At 72.0% G+C, this 20,938-nt stretch carries 23 protein-coding genes and 2 tRNA genes; 12 read left to right on the forward strand and 13 right to left on the reverse strand.

The features are described 5' to 3' along the window. Positions 1-161: 161 nt before the first annotated feature. Positions 162-235, reverse strand: a tRNA-Pro gene (locus BUE45_RS10180). 192 nt (positions 236-427) lie between these two features. After that, on the reverse strand, positions 428-2,044 hold the full coding sequence (locus BUE45_RS10185; RefSeq protein WP_073378083.1) for a hypothetical protein: 1,617 nt from the start codon (positions 2,042-2,044) through the stop codon (positions 428-430). Positions 2,045-2,278: 234 nt separating this feature from the next. Between BUE45_RS10185 and BUE45_RS10190 the strand changes: the two genes are divergently transcribed. The 5 genes from BUE45_RS10190 to BUE45_RS10210 all read left to right on the forward strand — a co-directional run bounded on the left by BUE45_RS10190 (position 2,279) and on the right by BUE45_RS10210 (position 6,442). Then, a complete protein-coding gene (locus BUE45_RS10190; RefSeq protein ID WP_073378086.1) occupies positions 2,279-3,526 on the forward strand; it encodes a helix-turn-helix domain-containing protein in 1,248 nt (415 codons plus the stop codon). A 343-nt stretch (positions 3,527-3,869) separates the two neighbouring features. Next, entirely contained in the window at positions 3,870-4,379 is a 510-nt protein-coding gene (locus tag BUE45_RS10195) for a hypothetical protein (protein ID WP_342746020.1), read from the forward strand. Positions 4,380-4,443: 64 nt separating this feature from the next. Next, positions 4,444-4,875, forward strand: coding sequence for an SAM-dependent methyltransferase (locus BUE45_RS10200; protein ID WP_073378088.1), 432 nt, complete (start codon positions 4,444-4,446; stop codon positions 4,873-4,875). A 195-nt stretch (positions 4,876-5,070) separates the two neighbouring features. After that, positions 5,071-5,892, forward strand: a complete 822-nt coding sequence (locus BUE45_RS10205) for an SAM-dependent methyltransferase (protein WP_073378090.1) — start codon at positions 5,071-5,073, stop codon at positions 5,890-5,892. A gap of 196 nt (positions 5,893-6,088) precedes the next feature. After that, positions 6,089-6,442: a hypothetical protein gene (locus tag BUE45_RS10210; protein ID WP_073378092.1), complete on the forward strand. Its 354-nt coding sequence runs from the start codon at positions 6,089-6,091 to the stop codon at positions 6,440-6,442. A gap of 386 nt (positions 6,443-6,828) precedes the next feature. Here BUE45_RS10210 and BUE45_RS32940 read toward each other — a convergent pair whose 3' ends face one another. The 4 genes from BUE45_RS32940 to BUE45_RS10230 all read right to left on the reverse strand — a co-directional run bounded on the left by BUE45_RS32940 (position 6,829) and on the right by BUE45_RS10230 (position 9,338). Next, positions 6,829-7,746 (reverse strand): SLATT domain-containing protein, encoded by a 918-nt coding sequence (locus BUE45_RS32940; protein WP_218619516.1) that lies wholly within the window; start codon positions 7,744-7,746, stop codon positions 6,829-6,831. A gap of 41 nt (positions 7,747-7,787) precedes the next feature. Then, positions 7,788-8,234 (reverse strand): cell division protein SepF, encoded by a 447-nt coding sequence (sepF, locus tag BUE45_RS34075; protein ID WP_143173317.1) that lies wholly within the window; start codon positions 8,232-8,234, stop codon positions 7,788-7,790. A 559-nt stretch (positions 8,235-8,793) separates the two neighbouring features. After that, positions 8,794-9,045, reverse strand: coding sequence for a hypothetical protein (locus tag BUE45_RS10225; RefSeq protein ID WP_073378095.1), 252 nt, complete (start codon positions 9,043-9,045; stop codon positions 8,794-8,796). Continuing rightward, the gene (locus BUE45_RS10230) at positions 9,042-9,338 is read right to left on the reverse strand and encodes a hypothetical protein (RefSeq protein ID WP_073378097.1); all 297 of its coding nucleotides are present in this window, start codon (positions 9,336-9,338) and stop codon (positions 9,042-9,044) included. The genes BUE45_RS10225 and BUE45_RS10230 overlap by 4 nt, the downstream gene beginning before the upstream one ends. A 174-nt stretch (positions 9,339-9,512) precedes the next feature. Here BUE45_RS10230 and BUE45_RS10235 point away from each other — a divergent pair, with 174 nt between their 5' ends. From BUE45_RS10235 to BUE45_RS10250, 4 genes are all read left to right on the forward strand, one after another. After that, positions 9,513-10,340: a helix-turn-helix domain-containing protein gene (locus tag BUE45_RS10235; RefSeq protein WP_073378099.1), complete on the forward strand. Its 828-nt coding sequence runs from the start codon at positions 9,513-9,515 to the stop codon at positions 10,338-10,340. Further along, on the forward strand, positions 10,324-10,512 hold the full coding sequence (locus BUE45_RS10240) for a DUF397 domain-containing protein (RefSeq protein WP_073378101.1): 189 nt from the start codon (positions 10,324-10,326) through the stop codon (positions 10,510-10,512). Before BUE45_RS10235 ends, BUE45_RS10240 begins: the two co-directional genes overlap by 17 nt. Before the next feature lie 215 nt (positions 10,513-10,727). Further along, positions 10,728-10,892 (forward strand): helix-turn-helix domain-containing protein, encoded by a 165-nt coding sequence (locus BUE45_RS10245; RefSeq protein WP_073378304.1) that lies wholly within the window; start codon positions 10,728-10,730, stop codon positions 10,890-10,892. A 36-nt stretch (positions 10,893-10,928) separates the two neighbouring features. Further along, the gene (locus BUE45_RS10250) at positions 10,929-12,110 is read left to right on the forward strand and encodes a site-specific integrase (RefSeq protein ID WP_178378501.1); all 1,182 of its coding nucleotides are present in this window, start codon (positions 10,929-10,931) and stop codon (positions 12,108-12,110) included. A 100-nt stretch (positions 12,111-12,210) separates the two neighbouring features. Here the strand turns inward: BUE45_RS10250 and BUE45_RS10255 are convergent. Both BUE45_RS10255 and BUE45_RS10260 read right to left on the reverse strand, forming a co-directional pair. Then, a tRNA-Pro gene (locus tag BUE45_RS10255) sits at positions 12,211-12,284 on the reverse strand. Positions 12,285-12,377: 93 nt separating this feature from the next. Further along, positions 12,378-12,743: a VOC family protein gene (locus tag BUE45_RS10260; RefSeq protein ID WP_073378103.1), complete on the reverse strand. Its 366-nt coding sequence runs from the start codon at positions 12,741-12,743 to the stop codon at positions 12,378-12,380. Between the two features lie 175 nt (positions 12,744-12,918). Here BUE45_RS10260 and BUE45_RS10265 point away from each other — a divergent pair, with 175 nt between their 5' ends. Together BUE45_RS10265 and BUE45_RS10270 are read left to right on the forward strand one after the other, a co-directional pair. Continuing rightward, complete coding sequence (locus BUE45_RS10265; protein WP_073378105.1) at positions 12,919-13,857, forward strand: helix-turn-helix domain-containing protein; 939 nt, start codon at positions 12,919-12,921, stop codon at positions 13,855-13,857. After that, a complete protein-coding gene (locus BUE45_RS10270; RefSeq protein ID WP_073378107.1) occupies positions 13,854-14,405 on the forward strand; it encodes a dihydrofolate reductase family protein in 552 nt (183 codons plus the stop codon). Before BUE45_RS10265 ends, BUE45_RS10270 begins: the two co-directional genes overlap by 4 nt. An 18-nt stretch (positions 14,406-14,423) precedes the next feature. Here BUE45_RS10270 and BUE45_RS10275 read toward each other — a convergent pair whose 3' ends face one another. Continuing rightward, positions 14,424-14,927 (reverse strand): 2-thiouracil desulfurase family protein, encoded by a 504-nt coding sequence (locus BUE45_RS10275; RefSeq protein ID WP_073378110.1) that lies wholly within the window; start codon positions 14,925-14,927, stop codon positions 14,424-14,426. A gap of 310 nt (positions 14,928-15,237) precedes the next feature. Between BUE45_RS10275 and BUE45_RS10280 the strand changes: the two genes are divergently transcribed. Continuing rightward, positions 15,238-16,656, forward strand: a complete 1,419-nt coding sequence (locus BUE45_RS10280; RefSeq protein ID WP_073378308.1) for an MFS transporter — start codon at positions 15,238-15,240, stop codon at positions 16,654-16,656. A 76-nt stretch (positions 16,657-16,732) separates the two neighbouring features. Here BUE45_RS10280 and der read toward each other — a convergent pair whose 3' ends face one another. From der to aroH, 4 genes are all read right to left on the reverse strand, one after another. After that, complete coding sequence (der, locus tag BUE45_RS10285; RefSeq protein WP_073378112.1) at positions 16,733-18,166, reverse strand: ribosome biogenesis GTPase Der; 1,434 nt, start codon at positions 18,164-18,166, stop codon at positions 16,733-16,735. Between the two features lie 246 nt (positions 18,167-18,412). Then, positions 18,413-19,126, reverse strand: a complete 714-nt coding sequence (cmk, locus tag BUE45_RS10290; RefSeq protein ID WP_073378115.1) for a (d)CMP kinase — start codon at positions 19,124-19,126, stop codon at positions 18,413-18,415. Between the two features lie 87 nt (positions 19,127-19,213). Then, positions 19,214-20,335: a prephenate dehydrogenase gene (locus BUE45_RS10295; protein ID WP_073378117.1), complete on the reverse strand. Its 1,122-nt coding sequence runs from the start codon at positions 20,333-20,335 to the stop codon at positions 19,214-19,216. A 155-nt stretch (positions 20,336-20,490) separates the two neighbouring features. Then, positions 20,491-20,853, reverse strand: a complete 363-nt coding sequence (gene aroH / locus BUE45_RS10300) for a chorismate mutase (RefSeq protein WP_073378120.1) — start codon at positions 20,851-20,853, stop codon at positions 20,491-20,493. Positions 20,854-20,938: the final 85 nt, after the last annotated feature.

Genomic DNA, 20,938 nt, shown 5'->3' on the forward strand with positions numbered 1-20,938 from the left:
CCCGCGTGTCCGCCCGCGGCGGCCGGGTTCCGCGCCCGTACCGTCGCTCCGGGCCCGGCCGACCCGGACCGGGACCCCACGGGCCCGGCCGCCACCCGCCGGGAACGCGGAGAAGGGCCCACCGAAAACGGTGGACCCTTCTCCGACCTGTTACTGCCCTGTCGGGACGGCGGGATTTGAACCCACGACCCCTTGACCCCCAGTCAAGTGCGCTACCAAACTGCGCTACGTCCCGCCGGCGGCCGTCGCGACGGCGCCAACAGGTGAAACCTTATCGCATTCCGGGAGCCACCGGGACCGGCCGCACAGGCGGCACGGCCGACACCCCGGCGGTCACGCCGCACTGCCCGCCCTGCGGAGCGACCGCGTCCGATCCCGGCCGCGACGGCGGCCGGGACTCCGCCCTCCGGTCGGCCCCGGGCGCGCCTCACCCCGCCAGGGAGCGCAGGCCGGTCGGCCCGTACCCGTCCCCCAGCACGGCGACCGCCCACCCCGGCCCGGCCAGGACGTCCACGGCCGGATGCACGCCGAGGTCGTCGACGGCCCCGCCGTCCGCCAGGCGCAGCACGCGCACCGGGGCCCCCGGCTCACGGCCGCCGCCCTCGTACACCGGCAGGAACACGGCGTCCGGGGTGACGGCCGCCGCGGCGAGAACGGCGCCGTCGAACGCCGCCCCCTCCGGGCGCCACCGCGAGACGATCCCTCCGTCCGGCGCGGAGCGCCGCACGAGAAGCCCGCCGTCCCCGGTCTCGAACACGGCGACCAGACCCGCCGTGTCCGCCTGGAGCAGTGCGTCGGGCGGCCGGGACGGCTCTTCCCCGGGGAAGGGCAGCACCTCCTCCCCCGTGGCCGGGTCGAGGCCGACCGGCGGCTCCCCGTCACCGGCCTCCAGGACGACCAGGGGATCGCCCTGCACGGCGGCCACGGGGGTGAACGACGGCCGGCTCCCCTCCCACTCGCGCCGCCACAGCTCCCTCCCCCTGTCCGGGTCCACCCCGACCAGCGAGAACCGCGCCCGGACGCCGTCCACGACCAGGACGCCCAGGTCGTCGAACCCGTCCGCGCACCCCACCAGGCCGACCAGCACACCGGCCACCTCGCGCCCCGGCCCGCGGTGGCACCCCGGCGGCTCCTCCACGGCCCGCCGCCAGATCCGCCGCCCCTCCTCCAGCCGCTCCTCCGCCGCCGCCCGGACGGCCTCCCGGCCGGGGAAACGGCCCGCCAGACGCGCCCCGGTGACCGCATCGAGCACCGCCGCGGGTTCCTCGGAGCGCTCGGCGAGGTGCACACGCCCGCCCCCGCTCCACACCTCCATCGCGTCGCCCCAGGAGCCCACACCCCCGCCGCCGGTCCCCGGATGCGGCCGCCGGTAGGTCCACACCGTTCCGCCGGACGCCCCGTCCAGGGCCACCGCGCCGTCCCCGAGCAGGACCAGCGGGCCGTACGGGCCGGAGAGCACCTCGCGGACCGCCACCCGCCCCGGCGGCTCCCACTCCCAGGCGACGGCGTCCCCCGCCGGCGGCGCTCCCGCCGCCACGGTGTGCCTTTCCGCGGGGAAAAGCGCCGGCCCCACCAGCGCTCCCGCGACCAGGACCGGGAGCGCTCCGGCCAGCGGCCCGGCCGGGGACCGCCGCGGCGGACGCGGCCCCGCCGGGGCGCCGGCGAGCGCCAGGAACAGCGCGCCGAGCGCGGTCGCCGCGACGCACACCCACAGCCGCACGGCCGCGCGCGAGGGCACCACGAGCCCCTCGGCGGGGGCGAACGCCTCCAGGGAATCGGCCGGAAAGGTCACCGCGGCCACCGCGGCGGCGAGCAGGGCGAGCGCCCCGGCCCAGCGGCGCACCCCCGCCCGGCCCTGCCCCGCGCGTCCACGCGGTCCGCACGTGTGGAACAGCAGCAGGCACGCCCCCGCGGCGACGCCGAACCCGGCCCATACCTCCCACCCGGTGCCCGCCCGGTCCGACCACGGCAGGGCCGTCAGCACGGCCAGGGCGACGGCCCCGGCCAGCAGCCCCGCGCCCGCGCTTCTCCCCGCTTCGCCCATCCCGCCCCTTCCCGAACGCACCGGGGCGCCGCCGACCGGACGGCGCCCCCGCGGTGGTGGGACGCGCGGGACCGCGCGTGTGTTCGCCGGCGGGCCCGCACCGTGCCGGGCCCGGAGCGCCGCCGGGCCCGCATACCGCCCCCGTAACGGATCGTGGGGAAACCCTCCCGGAGCGTGCGCACCGCCCCTAATCTGGTGCCGTCCGCCGCGGCGGCGCATCGGGAGGGACTCCGCATGGCCTTCGACGACACCGGGGAGGGCGGCGCATCCGCGTTCGCCGAGGTCCCCTTCGGTACCCGGCTCAAACTCCATCGCACCCGCAGGGGACTCACCCGCGAGGTGCTGGGCGGGCTGGTGGGCCGCTCCGCCTCCTGGGTGAAGGCCCTGGAGACCGGGCGCCTGGGCACCCCCAGGCTTCCGCTGCTGCTCAGACTGGCGCAGGCCCTGCGGGTGCGCGACCTGGCCGAGCTGACCGGCGCCGGATCCATCCCGGTCGAGCCCTTCAGCGGCCCCGGGCACCGCAGGCTGCCCGCCGTCCGCGCGGCCGTCAACGCCTTCGCTCCCCCGGCCGACCGGCCCGCCCCGCCCCTGCCCCTGCTGCACTCCCGGCTGCGCGGGGCGTGGCTGGCCCGGCACGCGGCCCCCGACCACCGCGAGGTGCTGGGCGCCCTGCTGCCGGGGCTGATCACGGACGCGCAGGCCGCCGTGCTCGGGGCGGCGAAGGAGTGCGAGCGCCGCACCGCCCGCGCGCTGCTGTCGGAGGTGTACTCCCTGGCGCAGTTCTTCCTCGCCTACCAGCCCGCGCAGAACCTGCTGTGGCGGGTGTGCGAGAGCGCCGTGGTGACCGCCCGCGAGGCCGACGACCCCCGCTCCCTGGGCATCGCCGCCTGGCTGATGGTGCAGGCGCACCGCGACGCCGGTGACTGGGACGCCGCCGACGCGGTGACCGCGGGCGCGCTGGAGCACCTGGGCGCGCACCTGGCCGACGCGGACTCCGACGAGCTCCTGTCACTGTGGGGCGCGCTGCAGTTCGAGGCCGGCCACACCGCCGCCCGGCGCGGCGAGAGCGGCGCCGCCTGGCACCGCTGGGACACGGCGCTGCGGGCCGTCGCACGGCTCCCGGACGGGTTCTACCACCCCGTGACCTCGTTCTCCCGGGCCGTCATGGGCGCGCACGCGGTGACCGTGGCGGTGGAGCTGCGCAACGGCGGCGAGGGGGTGCGCCAGGCGCTGCGCGCGCAGGCGCACACCATCCCCTCCCGCCCGCGGCGGGCCCGGCACCGGATCGAGCAGGCCCGGGCGCACCGGCTGGACGGCCGCGAGGGCGAGGCACTGGAGCTGCTGGCGCAGGCGCACGCCGCGGCCCCGGAGACCATCCGCTACAACGGGCACGCCCGCGCCATGATCGCGGAGGGCCTGAGCTCGCGCGAGTACCGCGCGCAGGCCGCCGCCCTGGCCGACCGGGTGGGCGTACCGGCCTGAGCCGCCGCGCCCCGGCAGGGGGCGCGGCACGGTCTTTGCCTGTCAGGGGGCACATTCCGTGCCCCCCGGGCCGGACGGGGCGGGTTAGCGTCGGTGGGTTCCCGGCCCGGAAGGGGGCCGGGAACCCACCGGGGGTTCACAGAACCGGCGACGAGCGACGAGGCACGGAGGCGCACCGGCGCCCGCCCGGGGAGGGGCGGCTGCGCGAGGGGCGCCGCCCCGGGGAACGGGGCGGCGGAGCGGGCGCTTCCAGGGAAGAGAATCGGACACCGTGCAGCGGAATCCGGACACCGCGCGAGCGGCGCGGACGGCGGGAACGGCGGCGACAGGGGGGACGCCCGAGGTGGCGGAGAGGGCGGCCACGGCGGCGAGAGCGGGGGCGGCGGAGCGGGCGAGGGCGGCGGAGCGGGCCGGTGCCGAGGCCGGCCCCGGACGGGTGGCGGACGTGCTGGTCGTCCGCGACCGGGCCGGAATCGAGGCGTGGGCGCGCGCCCGCGGCGCCGTCGTGCGCCAGGTCGAAGAGGACTGGGAGTCCATCACCTACGAGGCGCGGGCGGTCGCCCCGGACGGGACGCCGGTCCGCTGCCGGTACCGCTACCCCATCCCGCGCGCGGCGGCGATGCGGCGGCTGGCCCGCACCTACGTGGTCGCGATGGCCCACGACTCGGACGGGGCGCGCTGCCACCACGTGCGCCGGGTGATCCCGGTGGGCTCGACCGAGGCCGAGCTGCGGCGCAACGCGGTCCTGGTCGCGTCCGCCCTGGTCGAGCTGGAGCGCCACCCGCGCTGCGGGGCCACCGTGGTCACGCTGACCGCGTACACGGTGGTGGCGGCCCTGGAGTGGGAGGGCTGACCCGGGCGGCGGCGCGCACCGGCACGTCCCCCGGGCGGCAGCGGTACCCGCCTACCCTGGCCGTATGAGCGCCCTGTCACCGCGGTTGCGAAGGATCGTCGACGCCCTGCCCCTGCGCCCGGGGCTGCGCGTGATCGAGATCGGCTGCGGACCGGGCGCTGCGGCGCGCGAGGTCGCCGCCCGGATCGGCCCCGAGGGGCACGTGCTCGCGGTCGACCGCTCCGCCGCCGCGATCGCGCGGACCACGGCGTCGGCCACGGACCTCATCGCGGCGGGCAGGCTCACCGCCCGGTGCGGAGAGGCCGAGCACCTGGCCCTGGCCGAGGGCGAGCGGCCCTACGACCTCGCCTTCGCCGTCCGGGTGGGCGCGTTCGACGGCCGCCACCCCGGGGCCGGGGAACGCGCCCTGGAGCGGCTCGCCCGCGCCCTCGTGCCCGGTGGCCGGCTGTTCGTCGACGGCGGGGACCCGCTGCGCGAAGTGCCCCTGCCCGGCTGACCCGCCCGCGGGAGGACCGGCCCCGGGCGCGCGAACGGAACCGGGACCGGGTGCCGTCGCAACGGCGCGGCGGGCCCGGCGTCGTCTAGGGTTGGGACAGACGAGAACCCCGTTGCGGACGGGCTTCGCCGGTGTTCGGACGCCGGTGCTCCGCCGTCCCCGACGGACCCCCTGAACACCGAGGTGGATGCACCCATGACCGACGCCCCGTCCCCGGCCGCCCCCGAGGGCTCCGACCGTCCCCCGCTCATCGACACCACCCGGACCCACTCGGCCCGGATCTGGAACTACTGGATGGGCGGCAAGGACCACTACCCGATCGACCGGCTGGCGGGCGACGCGGTGGCCGAGGGCTTCCCCGAGATCGTGGACCTGGCCCGGACCAGCCGCAAGTTCCTCATCCGGGTGGTCACGCACCTGACCGAGGAGGTCGGCATCCGCCAGTTCCTCGACATCGGGACCGGGATGCCCACGGCCAACAACACCCACGAGGTGGCCCAGGCGATCGCCCCGGAGACCCGCGTGGTCTACGTGGACAACGACCCCCTGGTGCTCGCGCACGCGCGCGCCCTGCTGGTCGGGTCGCCGGAGGGCGCCACCGACTACATCGACGCCGACCTGCGCGACCCGGACGCCATCCTGGAGCGGGCCGCGCAGACCCTGGACTTCGACAAGCCGATCGCGCTCATGCTCATGGGGATCCTGGGCCACGTCCCCGAGGACGACGTCCAGCCGATCGTGCGCCGCCTGCTCGACGCCCTGCCCTCAGGCAGCTACCTGGCCAGCTACGACGGGGCCAACACCAGCGAGGCCTACAACAAGGCGATCGAGGTCGGCAACGAGCAGGGCGACGTCCCGTACCTGCTGCGCAGCCCCGAGTTCATCGCCGCCCGGTTCGAGGGCCTGGAGCTGCTCGAACCCGGTGTGGTGCCCTGCCCGCGTTGGCGTCCGGCGCCCCTGGAGGCGAACACCAAGCGCGGCCTGGACCAGTACGGCGGCGTGGGCCGCAAGCCCTGACCCGCGGTGCGGGCCGCCCGTCCGGGCGGCCCGTGCCGGGCCCGGCGGCCGGTGGCGACGGGGCGGGCCCGCTCCGCCCGGACGCCCGGAATCCGCCCGTACCGGGGTACCGCGAACGGTGACCGGATGGCAGCATCGGGCCATGGCCCCCTCGGAACCCCCCGGACCGCGCCCGGCCCACCCACCGCCGCCGCGCGTGCGCTCCGCACAGCGGTCGATGTACGCGACCGGCGGCCTGTTCCTGCTCGCCTCCCTGCTCTCGTGCGGCCAGGCGGCTCCGGCCGGCCCCGCCACCGGAGCCCTCGTGGCCGCGTTCGGCGTCGCCTGCCTGGTCAGCGGCCACCTGCTCCGGCGCCCCTCCCGGCCGGCCCTCTTCCTCGCGCTGGGCCTGCAGTCGCTTCTGCTGGCCCTGGTGCTCGCCCTCGCCGCCTGGACCGTCGTCCTGGGCTTCTGGCCGGGACTGGTGCCCGCGGTGGTCCCCCTGGTGCTGGCGGCCAACACCCTGCACCTGCTCTACCTGGGCCGCGGCTTCCACCTCCGCGGCTCCTGAGCCGGCGCCGCCGGCCGGCCACCGGTCCGCATCCGGCCCGCCCCTCCGCAAGCGCGCCACGACCGCCCGGACCCCTCACCGGCCGCGAGGCCGGCACGCGCCCCCACCGCAGACGCGGAGAAGGGCCCACCGAAAACGGTGGACCCTTCTCCGACCTGCTACTTCTCTGTCGGGACGGCGGGATTTGAACCCACGACCCCTTGACCCCCAGGCACCCCCGGCGTAGCCGCCGGGGGTCGCGGAAGGTCACCTGACAACACGAACCCGCAGGCCGGGGCCGCCCGCCCCGGCCACCGACCAACGGGACCGGTCACCGAGAGGCGCCCACGGGCGCCCCTCCCCCAACCCCACCTCCACCCCACCCGATTCAGGCAAAGCGCATCGCTTCATTCTGCAGCATTTCTGGATTCTGGAGGCTGCTCAAGATTTTGCTGGCGCTTTTTCTGCTCAGACTTAAGACGGTGAACTTCTTCCACAAAATCAGCCAGACGCTCGTCTTCGTCGGCAAGTTTTTTATATCTCCCCACACCAATTTCAACCGCCTCCCATTCACTCTCAATGGCATCGGCGGTTTGCTGGAGATAGAAGCTCCTTTCCTTGTATTTGAAGTATCCCATAAATCCACTGGAAATACCGACAAGGAATGTGGTCGCCATGGCGATCCAACGAAGGTACTCCCACTCCACAGTCAGCCCGGATACACCCGTGGCCAGCAGGGAACCCATGATGATCACACTTTGAAGGATATTATTTATACGGCGATTCGACCTGCTCTCATTTCGCAGCTGATCGATATCAGCATAGGCATCTTCTTTATAAGTGACACGCCTCACCTTGGTCGATATGTCTTCACGCGCAACTACCAGCTTCCTCGTGTCACGAAGACGGGCGAGCTCAAGTTCAAGGTCTCCCTCGCTAGGGCGGCGAGAATCCCTCTTAAATATCCTTTCAAGCCAGGGGATATCAGCAGAATTTTCTTGGATCGACCGAAGATTTCGATCCGAACCATCCAAAACCCTGGGAATCCCACCCGGGTTCTTTTTTAGATAGAGAGAGTAGACACCAAATACGAGTGCAACGAGCGTAGAGGGGACATAGATCGGCAGCCTCAATTCCTCGGGCACGAGAGGTGTCCACCAGAGCACGTAAAGAATCACCAGAGAGAACGGACCCAAGAAGAGCGAAATATTAGAGGAAACCCTCCTTCTCCTAGCCTCCTGAAGACTCAACTCCGTCTGCCTGATTTGGTGATTCAGCAAAAGAAGCTGATCATTTACCTCGGTCGCACCCCTTGCTGCAGCCAAAATAAAACCAATCCTCTCTAAAGTTGGAAGGAAAAATCAATCTACCCTCTAGGCGTGAGAGCAAAAGACCTATCAGTTAACCTGTAGATCCATCCGCCAGAAAAAGTGGCCATTCCACTACAAAAATCCACCAAACGAGCAGCCTGCGAGGGATCCATCCTACTTAGATCAATCACCACAACTCGGCCCTCGCGAAACTTTATAGAGACCTCACCAACCGCGGACTGATAGTCACTGGGGGTATACCTAGCAACCTCCTTGAGTCGAACACTCGGATCACCCCCACTCAGGGCACTGTAAGCGTTCATTTTTTCTGCACCAGAAAGCGAAACATCAAGGATGACCGAGTCACTCACGACAGACCAGGAATGATCGACGGAACTTCTCTTTTCAGGCACACTTCGAACATGAGAAAAAGCAAAAATGGTAACCGCAACCACAAAGAAAACTACAAGCACGGGAACCCAAGCCTGCACAGATGAGACCATCCGACCCCCCAATAGAACCAACACTTTATTCCATCTCCAGGGCCGACGATTATGACAAACCACTACATGAAAGAGTTTGGCCAGATGTGGCCAACTTCGAGACGCTCGCCAACCGATGCGCGGGCTTCAGCACTTCAGCCAGGTAGTGCCATTGACAAGAAGGCGCCACCTATCGGGCACCCCATTGGCCTAGGTTCAACGCTGTCTGACCAGGGAAAACGCGCCCGCAAGGGGGAGCCCGTCATACGGGCAGTCTGGTCGGTGTACCGATCGACGCACCCACGGGACCACCTGGAATGTCGATGCAAACAGGCCTGAGGACGGCCTCACTAAGAAGCATCCGCACAGCGAGGACATCAAGGAAACGTTCCAGAACCCGCCCGACAGCCCGGACCTGCTGGATGCCTAGACCGTTAGAGATCTTCAGCATGCAACGCGGGCAACCTCGGCTGGCAGGGCTCGGTGAGCGTAGTTTTCTGTACCTGGAAGCTCGTTGTCGTAGAAGACCCCTTCCACCAGGGATCCGGTGGAAGGGGTTCGGATTTCGAGCGGTGTGGGGTCAGAGGTAGCGTTTGGGCAGATCGTCTCTTCTCAGCTCGGAGAAGGTGATCATCTTCTGGCCGGGGCGGATGAGCACCGCGCCGCCGTTGGCGAAGAAGAGTGTGCCCCGCTTCTTGAGGTTGAGCAGCCCGACCGCCGAGCACAGGATCTGCCGATGGGTGACCCGCTCGACTCCTTCGGTCTCCGCGAGGGCGTCGGCGACCTCGGGCGGAACCTCCGCAAGGTAGCGGGGAAACTCGTGCGAGGTCACGTCACCTTCTCCCCTGCCTCAGCAATCTCCAGCACCGCCAGCACCCGGCGCACCATGTCCCGCTCCTGCCCCATGGGCAGACCCTTTTCTGTCTCCCACACGTCCTGCTCGGTGCGGAACGGCTCCCAGAGCCAGAACCAGAACCAACCGCCCTCCGCCCGGGACAGACGGACGTGCTGGCTCTGCCTCCCCTTCTTCAGCTCGACCACCTGACCGGGATGCGGCAGAGCCTTCAGGTCGCTCTCATCCGCCCAGTGGCACAGACGCTTCGCGGCCTCCCTGGTTTCGCCCATGTCCCTTATCTCCCGAAAAGCTATTGAATTCCCTCGTTCAACGGACCGAACTTCGAGGGGCTACAGGAAGATCTTCCGAGAGGAAGGAAAGACAACCTAGGGCGCCTGAACAGGTGAGAACATCGGATAAGGCCGGTTGCCTGTTGTTGATGCTTGGTGAAATTTGGTGGTGTCATGGCGAAACGCAAGGTCAGGCCACATGCAAAGGAGTGGGGAACCGAACTCAAGGTTCTCCGGGCCAAGGCCAACAGAACACAGAAGTCCGTCGCCACTGCCGTGCGGTGCTCGGACACGCTGATCTGCGGATTCGAGCAGGGAACGCACTGGCCGGGCCGCGACATGGCGGTGAAGCTGGCTGAGGCCCTCCCCGAAGGAAAGTCCCTGGTCACCCTCTGGGACAGGCTCAACTCCAAGAAGTCCTACCCCGACTGGGCCTCGGATCTGGTCAAGGCCGAAGGCCGCACCTTCCTCATGAGGGAGTTCGAGACCACAGTGGTTCCCGGGTTGGTCCAAACTGAGGACTACGCACGGACGCTGATCAAGGCGAACAACTCACTGGGCCCTGTCAGGGACGTCGAGGAACTGGTGTCCGGCCGCATGGACCGGCAGGAGATCTGGAACCGCGAAGATCCCCCCAGGATGATCCTCATCCTCAACGAAGCCGTGTTGATGTGCTGCACCGGCGGCCCTCACGTCATGTCAGCCCAACTCACCCACCTGATGGAAATGGTGGAGCGCGATCTCATCAGGGCGCACATCATCCCCATGAAGACCAAGCGGCCACCCTCCACCATGAGTTTTACCCTCCTCAGCTTCAACGGTGAGGCCGACGCCCTGTACGTGGAAGACGGGGTGACGGGCAGGATGGTGAACGAAGAGCCAGAGGTCAGCAGGATGGATAGGATTTTCAGCGATCTCCTGGGAGTCGCTCTATCGCCGGAGGAGTCCCTCAAACTCCTCAACCTCCATCGAAGGAAGCACGAAGATGAGTCTCAAGACTGAGTGGGGGACGTCAACCTACTCCCACGGCAATGGTGGACAGTGCGTGGAGGCCAGACGCACATCCGCCGGTGCCGCCATCCGAGACACCCAGAACCGCTCCCTTGGCCATGTCGAAGCATCCCGGTTGGAGTGGGGAGCACTCCTCACGGCTGTCAAGGGTGGAACCGAGTAGGGTCGCCCCTCCCCACACGCCGCCCCACCAGTAGCGTGAGCACAACGGATCTCCGTTCTTCTGCGGGCCCTGCCGCTTCTAGCGGCAGGGCCCGCAGTGCGTACGCACGCCTTCCGCACCCCACGTGAGCCCGATCAGGCCCCTCGATCGCGACCAGGAAATGAAGCCCACTCGCAAGAAGGGACCCCGGTGTGGAACACAAGGTCGCGTACTCCATGCAAGAGGCTGCTCACGCCCTGAGCCTGGGCACCACCACCGTCAAGAAGCTCATCGCCACCGGGCAGCTTCCCTCCGTCCGCGTCGGCCGGCGGCGCCTCGTCCCCCGCTCCGCCCTGGAGACCTACATCAACCGCCTCCTAGACGACCAGGCATCGGCTTAGGCTGGACGGGACCGTTCCCGGGAAAGACGAGGAGTGGTGCCCAGAACACCACGCAAGCCCACCAGGGCAGACCTGGCCGACCGGCCCGAGGTGTCGGTCTACCTCGACAAGGCACGCAAGCTCTGGCGCGCGGAGATCCGGCTCCGCCAGGACCCGCACACCGGCCGCTGCCAGGTCAAGAAGGTCAGCAGCAAGAACAAGCACACCCTCTACGACAAACTCGCCCGGGTGCTGGAAGCGCTGGATGAGGGGGTCAACTCCCCCGCCCGCTACACCGTCGCCGACTGCGTGGCGGAGTTCCTGCGGGACCAGACCGGCGACTTGGCGCCCGCCACACGAGACAACTACACACGGCTCGCGCGTACGCACATCACCCCCTACCTCGGCCGGTACCTGCTGGCCGAACTGCGGGTGGCCGATGTGCTCGCCTGGCTCCGGGGCCGCAAACCGCACCTGTCCTCGCGGACACTGCGGCTGGTGCTCAACCTGCTGGAGCGCGCCATCCGCTACGCACAGGTCCAAGAGATGGTGGCCCGCAACGTCGCCGAACTCGCCCGACTCGACCAGCGCGGCAGGCTCAAGGGCGACAAGCCCGGACGCCCCTCCAAGTCCATGACACTGAAACAGGCCGCAGCGGTGCTCAAGGCGGCGGAAGGCACACGGTGGTACGCCTACCTGGTGCTCTCCATCGTCACCGGAGCCCGAACCGAGGAGATCCGGGCGCTCACCTGGGAGCAGATCGACACCGACAGCACGGTTCCCACGATCCACGTGTGGACCTCGGTACGAGGCAACGGGGACACCAAGACCCGACGGTCACGGCGCTCCCTGGAACTGCCCCGCATCGCCGTCAGGGCGGTCACCGCCCACAAGGCGATGCAGGCCCGAGAGCGGCTAGCGGCGGCCGAGCTGTGGCAGGACAACGACCTCGTGTTCTGCACCAGGCACGGGACCCCGCTGGACCACCACAACGTCCTACGGGACCTGCGCACCATCATGAGAAAGGCAGGACTCAACGACAAGGAATGGACAGCGCGCGAACTGCGCCACACCTTCGTGTCCCTGCTCTCCGACCACGGCGTCAGAATCGAAGAGATCTCACTCCTGGTCGGTCACGACGGCACCGACACCACCGAACGCGTCTACCGCCACCAACTGAGGCCGGTACGCCGGTCAGCGGCCGCAGCGATGGACGAAATCCTGCACGACGTAGGCTGACGGCCCACCCGACCCCGGTTCAACCCCACCCCGACCCCACCAGAGACGAAGAAAGAGGCTCGCCACCCGGCGAACCTCTCTCCGACCTGCTAATCCTCTGTCGGGACGGCGGGATTTGAACCCACGACCCCTTGACCCCCAGTCAAGTGCGCTACCAAACTGCGCTACGTCCCGTCGGGCCGGGCCGCTGGCCTGGCCGACGGGGAAGACTCTATCGCATTCCCGGGGCCTCCCGCACCGGCGGCGTACCGAGCCGCGGCCCGGCCGTCAGGGGCCCAGGGTGCCGTCGAGGCGCTCGACCAGGCAGAACTCGTTGCCCTCGGGGTCGCCCAGGACCGCCAGCCGGTGGCCGTCCTCCTCGAACGCCGGGCGGACCACCCGCGCGCCCAGGGCGCGGACCCGCGCGGTCTCGGCCTCCAGGTCGTGCACGACCATGTCCAGGTGCATCCGGTTCTTGCCGGCCCTGGGCTCGGGCACCTCCTGCAGCAGCAGGTCGGGCCACCTCCCGGCCGGATCGCGCAGCGCCAGGTAGACGGGGTGGTCCCCCTCCTCCCGGACGAAGCCGAGCACCGCGCACCAGAAGTCGGCCGCCGCCCCCAGGTCGTTGGTGTCCAGTACCCAGACCAGTCGCACGCGTTTCCCCGCCCCGTCCCGGGGCCGGGGCGCCGCGCCCCGGCCGCTCGCACCACACCCTACGCGCGGTCCCGGCCGCCGGGGCGCGTCGCCCCGCGCCCCGCTGCCACGGGCCGCGGCGGGGTGAGCAAGAACGGTCAAGCGCCGCCGGGGGCCGCACGAACATACTGGTCACATGAGCGAACCCACCACCGGCCGGGACCGGCTGCGCGAACTGCTCGACGCGGTCCTGGCGGACGGGGACGGGAGCGGCGGGACCGGTCTGGCCGCCATGGCCGACCGGGCCCACAGCTCGCCGTTCCACTTCTCGCGCAGGCTCAGCCGCGACACCGGGGAGTCCCCGGTCGCACTGCGCCGCCGCGTGCTGCTGGAGCGGGCCGCCTGGCAGATCCGCCAGGGGTCCAGCGTCACCGACGCCGCGTTCGAGGCGGGCTACCGGTCGGTGGAGGGGTTCATCCGCGCGTTCGGGCGGGCCTTCGGGCACCCGCCGGGGGCGACCACCTCCGGCAGCCCGGGCTGGCTGCCCGCGCCGAACGGCATCCACTTCCACCCGCCGATCCACCTGTGGATCGAGTCGCGCCCCGAGGAGCGCCCCGCCATGGATCCCCTGTCCTTGCAGGTCCATCACGACATCGCCGACACCGGACGGCTCATCGAGGCCGCCGCGGGCCTGCCGGAGGAGGCCTACCGCAGGGTGCACTCCCCCGGGCAGACCGTCCTGAGCTGGGACGGGCCCGAGGAGTCCGTCGCCGCGGTCCTGGAGAACCTGGTGCGCTCCAAGGAGATGTGGTGCGCCTCCATCGACGGCGAGGACGTCCCCGCGCGGGGCGGGGACGACCCGGCGTCGCTGGCCGGGCGGCACCGCGAGATCGGCCCGCACTGGATCGCGACGGTCGACGGCATCGGCCGCCGCGGCGCCTGGGGGGACCGGCTGGTCGACGCCCTGTGCGACCCGCCGGAGAGCTTCGTGCTGGGCTCGGTGGTCGCGCACGTCCTGACGTACGCGGCGCACCGCAGACAGCTGGTGCGGCACATGCTGCGCGCCGCGGGGGTGGAGGCGGACCACGGGGATCCCATCGAGTGGCTGCAGGACCGACACGGAGGAACGTCATGACCAGGACCGTCTACAACACCGCGACCAGCCTGGACGGCTTCATCGCCACCGAGGACCACTCGCTGGAGTGGCTGTTCGCCGCCGACTCCGGCGAGGAGAGCGCGACGAGCGAGGTCGAGGAGTTCATGAAGGGCGTGGGCGCCGTCCTCATGGGCGCCTCCACCTACGAGTGGGTGCACCGGCACGAGCGGGCCAAGGGCTGGGAGTACGACATGCCGTCCTGGGTGCTGACCCACCGGGAGCTGCCGCCGTTCGACGGCGGGCCCGACATCCGGTTCGCCTCGGCCGACTCCGACGAGGAGCTGCGCGCCGTGCACGCGCGGGCCGCGGAGTCCGCCGCGGGCAAGGACCTGTGGCTGCTCGGCGGCGGCGGGATCGCCGCCGACCTGGCCCGGCTGGGCCTGCTGGACGAGGTGATCGTGTCCATCGCGCCGGTCACCCTGGGCGCGGGGGCCCCGCTGCTCGCGGGCCGGGTGGACCTCAAGCCGCTGGACGTGCACCGCACCGCGGCCTTCGCCTGCGCCCGCTACGAGGTCGTGCGCTCCTGACCCCTCAGGTCGATGCACCTAGCGGCCTGCGCCGCCGGCGCCCCGCAGGCGGGCGTCGGCGGCGGCGAGGTCGTGCTCGGTGAAGACCGCGATGCCGTGCCCGGCCAGCAGGTGGGCGGTCACCCCGGGCCCGCGCCTCCTGCGCCCGCTGAAGGTGCCGTCGTAGACCTCGCGGAGCCCGCAGGAGGGGCTGGACTCCTTGAGGACGGCCACCGCCACGCCCCGGTCGCGGGCGAAGGCCAGGGCCGCGCGGGCCCCGGCGGTGAAGTACGCGGTGACGTCGTCCCCGGCGGGGGTGAGGATGCGGGCCCGGCCCGCCAGCACGTCGGCCGCGGTGGCGCCGGGCTCGATCTCCGCGGGCGGTCGCGGCACGGGCAGGCCGCCCGCGACCTCGGGGCAGTGCACCACCAGGCGGCCCTCGGCGCGCCAGCGGTCGAGCAGGGCGTCGCCGACGGGTCTGGCACGGCCGTCGTAGCGCACCGGGCGGCCCGCCAGGCAGGCGCTGACCAGGACCCTGTCCATGCCTCTCCCCCTCGTTCCCCGCGGTCGCCCCGGCCGCCGCGTTCCCCGCAGCCCCGGACGGCCGACCGCCGCGGGTCCACGCTACCGCCCCGCGGCGGGCCGGTCCGCCGTCACGGGTGCGCCCCGCGACACGGACGGCACACCCCCACAATCCAGGACTTATAACATAAGGTCGCTATCGTGTTACTTTGAGTGATTTCACCGAGGGGGGCACGTGAGCGAGAACCGGTCCGGGGGGCGGCCCGAGAATCCGCCGGGTGGCGCACCGCAGGGGGAACCGGGCGAAACGCCCGGGGGGAAGGCGCAGGAGCTGGCCACCGAGCACCGCGCCACCCGCAAGGCCGTCACCGCCGCCGCCATCGGCAACGCCACCGAGTGGTACGACTTCGGCGTCTACAGCTACCTCGCCGTCACCATCGGCCTGGTGTTCTACCCGTCGCAGTCCCAGGGCGTCCAGCTCATCGCCACCTTCACCACGTTCGCCGCGGCCTTCCTGGTCCGGCCGCTGGGCGGCATGTTCTTCGGCCCCCTGGGCGACCGCATCGGCCGCAAGCACGTCCTGGCCTTCACCATGCTGCTCATGGCGGCCAGCACCTTCTGCATCGGCCTCATCCCCTCGGCCGCCTCCATCGGCATCGCCGCGCCGATCCTGCTGCTCGTCGCCCGCATGCTCCAGGGGTTCTCCACCGGCGGCGAGTACGGCGGCGCCACCACCTTCATCGCCGAGTACGCCCCCGACCGGCGCCGCGGCTTCCTCGCCTCCTGGCTGGAGTTCGGCACCGTCAGCGGGTACGTCGGCGGCGCCGCGCTCGTCACCGCCATGACCCTGCTGGTGGGCTCGGACGCCATGCTCGCCTGGGGCTGGCGGATCCCGTTCCTGCTCGCCCTGCCGCTCGGCGCCGTCGGCCTCTACCTGCGGATCAAGCTCGACGAGACGCCCGTGTTCAACGAGAACACCCAGGGGTTCGCCAAGGACTCCGAGGGCCACCACCGCAAGGGGCAGCTGCGCGAGACCGTCGTCGGCCAGTGGCGCAACATGCTCCTGTGCGTGGGCCTGGTGCTCGTGTTCAACGTCAACAACTACATGGTGACCGCGTACATGCCCACCTACCTGGAGGCCGTGCTGGGCTACAGCCCCACCATGGCCCTGGTGCTCACCCTGGGCGCGATGGTGCTCATGCTGGCCGCCGTCACCGGGTTCGGCACGCTCAGCGACCGGGTGGGGCGCAGGCCCGTGCTGCTCTCGGGCAGCCTGTTCTCCATCGTGCTGACCCTGCCCGCCTTCTGGCTGCTCCAGTCCGGGAACACGGTCGGGGTGGCCCTGGGGATCATGGTGCTGGCGGTCACCCTGGTGCACTTCTCCGGCGGCGCCCCGGCGGCGCTCCCGGCGTTCTTCCCGACCAGCGTCCGCTACGGGGCGCTGGCGATCAGCTTCAACATCTCGGTGGCGCTGTTCGGCGGCACCACCCCGCTGCTGGCCGAGACGCTCGTGCAGTCCACCGGGAACGCGTACTCGCCCGCCTGGCTGGTGATGGGCGCCGGCGTCGTCGGGCTGTTCGTGGTGTGGCGGATGAAGGAGAGCGCCGGGCGTCCGCTGCCGGGCGCGCCCGCCATCCCCGTGCCCGAACCCGCCCCGGGCGGCACCCGCCTGCCCTACCCGCGCACCGGCGACGGGGACGGCCGCTTCGTGCCCCCCAGCAACGTGCGCCGCCTGCCCTCCGACTCCTGAGCCGGGCTCCGGGCGCACGCGAGGGGCGCCTCCCCGGCGGGGAGGCGCCCCCGGTCACACCGTCGCGGACCGGCCGTCAGGAACGGCGCCGGCGCTGGCGGTCCGGGCGGACGCTGCCCTTGGACGCCCTGCCCACGGTCCCGCCCTTCTTCTCCCGGATCCGCATGCTGATGTGGATCGGCGAGCCCTCGAATCCGAAGTCCTCGCGCAGGCGCCGCTCGATGAACCGCCGGTAGTTGTCCTCCAGGAACCCGGTGGTGAACAGCACGAACTGCGGGGGCTTGGCCCCCGCCTGCGTCGCGAACAGGATCTTGGGCTGCTTGCCGCCGCGCACCGGCGGCGGCGTCGCCGCCACCAGCTCCTTGAGCCAGTTGTTCAGCTGCCCCGTCGGGATGCGCTGCGACCAGCCCGCCAGGCTCGTCTCCACCGCCGGGACCAGCTTCTCCATGTGGCGGCCGGTCCTGGCGGAGATGTTCACCCGGGGCGCCCAGGCGACCCGCGCCAGCTGGCGGTCGATCTCCTTCTCCAGGTAGATCCGGCGGTCCTCCTCCAGCACGTCCCACTTGTTGAACGCCAGCACCAGGCCGCGCCCGGCCTCCAGCACCTGCTCGACCACCCGGATGTCCTGCTCGGCCAGCGGCTCGCTGACGTCCATCAGGACCACGGCGACCTCGGCCCGCTCCAGGGCGGTGCCGGTGCGCATGGTGGCGTAGTAGTCGGCGCCCTGAAGAGCCCGGAACCGGCGGCGGATACCGGCGGTGTCGATGAACTTCCAGGTCTTGCCGCCCAGCTCGATGAGCTCGTCGACGGCGTCGCGGGTCGTGCCCGCCACCGAGTCCACGACCACGCGGTCCTCGCCGGCGAGCCGGTTGAGCAGGCTCGACTTGCCCACGTTGGGACGGCCCAGCAGGGCCACCCGCGGCGGGCCGTCCTCGGCCTCGGGCTCCTGGACCTCCCGGTCGCCGTCGGGGAAGGCCTCCACCACGGCGTCCAGCAGGTCGCCGGTACCGCGGCCGTGCAGGGCGCTGATGGGGTAGGGCTCGCCCACGCCCAGGTTCCACAGCTCCAGCGCGTCGGACTCCTGCATGCTGCCGTCCACCTTGTTGGCGGCCAGCACCACGGGGCGGTTGGTGGCGCGCAGCACGCGGGTGACGGCGGCGTCGGCGTCGGTGATGCCGACGGTGGCGTCCACCACGAACAGGATCACGTCGGCGGTCTGCGCCGCGTACTCGGCCTGGCGGGCGACCATCGCGGCCAGCCCGCTGACGCTGGTCTCCCAGCCGCCGGTGTCGACCAGGGTGAACTGGGTGCTCTGCCACTCGGCGTCGTAGGCGACCCGGTCCCGCGTCACCCCCGGCACGTCCTCGACCACGGCCTCGCGGCGGCCGATGATGCGGTTGACGAGACTGGACTTGCCCACGTTGGGGCGGCCCACCACGGCCACCACCGGCAGGGGGACGGCCGGGCCGTCCTCCACGCCGATGTCGGCGGTCTCGAAGTCCTCACTCATGTACTGCTCCCGGTCCTTGAGTCCCCGCGCGCCCAGGATGCGTGCCGCGGGGAGTGCGAAAACGGACCGGCCGCTCCCGTGCGAGACGGGGGCGGCCCGATCCGGGCGGAACGCCGACGGCGTCCACGCGTGTACCGCGAAGGGCGACCTCCGCGGGGGTCCTCGTGTTCCCCCGGTGACCCGTCCCACCCCGCGGGGGCGGAGCGGGCGGACCCGGGGAGGGGCGGCCGACCCGGCCGCCCGGTGTCAGGCGCGGGCCGTGGCGGCGGCCCGGGCGGCCTCGTCGACCAGGTCGACGACCAGGGCCACAACCTCGTCCAGGTCCAGGCCGGTGGTGTCCAGCTCGGCCGTGCCGGAGGTCAGCGTCAGCGGCGAGTGGGCGCGGCTGGAGTCCAGCCGGTCCCGGCGCTCCAGGTCGGCCCGGGTGGCGGCCACGTCGCCGGTGCGGATCTCCTTGCTGCGGCGCTGGGCGCGGGCCTCGGCGCTGGCGGTGACGAACAGCTTCACCGGGGCGTCGGGGGCGACCACGGTGGTGATGTCGCGGCCCTCCACCACGATGCCCGGGCCCTCGCGCCGGGCGGCGTCGATGGCCTCGCGCTGGGCGGCCACCAGCAGCTCACGGGCCCGCGGCACCGCGGAGACGGCGCTCACGCTGGCGGTGACCTCCCGGCCGCGGATCTCGGCGGCCACGTCGCGGCCGTCGACGGACACCGTCGGAGCGGCCGGGTCGGTGCCCATCGTGATGACCGGGCGGTCCACGGCTGCGGCCACCGCGGCCGGGTCCTCGACGTCCACCCCGTTGTCGAGCATCCACCAGGTCAGCGCGCGGTACATGGCGCCGGTGTCGAGGTAGCGCAGACCGCGCGCCTTCGCCACACCCTTGGAGGTGCTCGACTTGCCCGACCCGGAGGGGCCGTCGATAGCGATGACGATGCCCTCGGTGCTGCCCTGCCCGCTCACGTGTTCCTGCCTCTGCCACTCGCGTACTGCCGACGCCCCAGCCTACCCGTGCGCGGTACCCCGGAGTACGTGCGCGGCGGGCGGCGCTCAGGCGCCCGGGTGCACCGACCAGCCGTCGGCGGCCAGCGCGCGGGCGAGCGTGTCCACCCCGGCGGGCAGCACGTGCAGCTGGGCCACGCCCAGCGGCAGCCCCGGGGTGTGCTCGATGCGCACGTCCTCGATGTTGACCCCGGCGTCGGCCGCGGCGGCGAACAGGCGCCCCAGGCTGCCCGGCTCGTCGGGGATCACCACGGGGATGACGGTGTAGTCGGGCAGCGTCGCCTCGCCGTGCTTGCCGGGGATGCGGCCGTGCCCCTCCCGGCCGCGGGCCAGCAAATCGCGCACCGGCTCCGCGCGCGCCTGCCGGGCGGCCAGGGCGTCGGCGGCCCGGGCCAGGTCCGCGGCGACCGCGCGCAGCGCCTCGGCGACCGGGGCGGCGTTGTGGGTGAGGATCTCCGTCCACAGCGACGGGTCGCCGCCCGCCACCCGGGTGACGTCGCGCACACCCTGCCCGGCCAGGGCCAGGGCGTCCTCGCCCGCACCGACCAGCCGGGCCGCCACCGCGGAGGAGGCCACGTGCGGCACGTGCGAGACCAGCGCGACCGCCCGGTCGTGCGCGGCGGCGTCGATGACCAGCGGGTCGGCGCCGCACAGGCGGGCCACCTCGGCGACCCGCTCCACCGCGCCGGGGTCGGCCTTGCCGGTCGGGCACAGCGCCCAGGAGCGGCCCAGGAACAGGTCGGCGCGGGCCGCGCCCGGCCCCCGCTTCTCCCGTCCGCCCATCGGGTGCCCGGGGACGAAGGTCGCCAGGTCGCAGCCCAGGGCCTCGGCCGCCGCCACCACGCTCGCCTTCACGCTGGCCGCGTCCGTGTACACGTGCGCCAGCCCCCGGTCCTGGGACTCGCGCAGCACGCGCGGGACCACGGCGGGCGGGGCGGCGATCACCGCGACGTCGGCGGGGCGGCCGTCGGCGTCCGCCAGCGGGGTGCCCGCGCCCAGGTCGCAGGCAAGCCGCAGGGAGGCCGGGTCCGGGTCGGACAGCAGCACCTCGACACCGCGCGAGCGCAGGGCCAGCGCGATCGACGTGCCGATCAGGCCGGCCCCCAGCACCGCGACCCGGCGCACCGACGGGCGCCCGCCGTGCGTCCCCGCGTCCCCGCCACCGTCCACCGTGCTCCCCCTGCCCGCCGCGTGCGCTTTTTCGTGTCCTCCCAGATTAGGGCGTGTGCGACGCCGTCCGCGCGCGGCGGACCCGGACCCGGGAGCGGAGGGCGCAGGGCCCTGCCGCCGCGGCGGGTGCGCGCCGGCCGCCGGCCGGCGCGGGGCTACTGGGCGATGTCCAGGCGCAGCGCCTGCGCGCCGCGCAGGTACACGTGGTTCAGCTCCGAGCGCGGGCGGTCGGTCTCCACGTGCGCCATCAGCCGCACCACGCGCGGCAGGGCGTGCGGGACCCCGATCTCGGCGGCGCACATCAGCGGGACGTCGACGAACCCGAGCCCGCGGGCGGCCAGCGCCGGGAACTCGCTGTTCAGGTCCGGGGTGGCGGTGAAGAGCACGCTGATCACGTCGTCCCGGTCCAGCCCGTTGCGCCGCATGACCTCGGAGACCAGTTCGGCCGTGGCCTCCAGCACCTGGTCGCGTTCGTCCGCGTCGACCTGCACCGCTCCGCGAATGGCCCGTACCGCCACGTCGATCCCGCCTTGTCCGTCGTTCCGCTCGGCCCGTCCCCGGCCGGGGAGACGGGAACGGCGGCCGCGACCCGTGGTCGCGACC

It is taken from the genome of Nocardiopsis flavescens (assembly GCF_900141985.1).
In the GTDB taxonomy this organism is placed as follows: domain Bacteria; phylum Actinomycetota; class Actinomycetes; order Streptosporangiales; family Streptosporangiaceae; genus Nocardiopsis; species Nocardiopsis flavescens.